The 253-nt window shown below is 65.6% G+C and carries 1 protein-coding gene; it reads left to right on the top strand.

Translation table 11 applies throughout. The features are described 5' to 3' along the window. Positions 1-253: NAD(P)H-dependent oxidoreductase (locus tag SB772_RS43490; protein ID WP_410838962.1), on the top strand; the 253-nt coding region annotated here is incomplete at both ends.

Below are 253 nucleotides of genomic sequence, written 5' to 3'. Positions count from 1 at the left end.
CTCGATCCTCCCCGACGCGAGTGTCAGCCGCCGCGATCTGGGCTATGAACCGATACCTCACGCGGGCGCCGACTATGCCGCCGCGCTCGCGACGCCCGCGTCGCTGGCCGCGGCAGGACGCTCCGCTGACGCGCTACTGCTCGCCGAGCAACTCATTGACGAAGTCGAGCGTTCCGATGTCGTTGTCATCGGCACGCCGATGAACAACTTCACAGTGCCGTCCGTTCTGAAGGCGTGGGTCGATCAGATCCTC

The organism is Paraburkholderia sp. SIMBA_030 (assembly GCF_046535245.1).
Taxonomy (GTDB): Bacteria; Pseudomonadota; Gammaproteobacteria; order Burkholderiales; family Burkholderiaceae; genus Paraburkholderia.
Note: the sequence above shows the minus strand (reverse complement) of the source record. Positions and strands in the feature narration are given on the sequence as shown.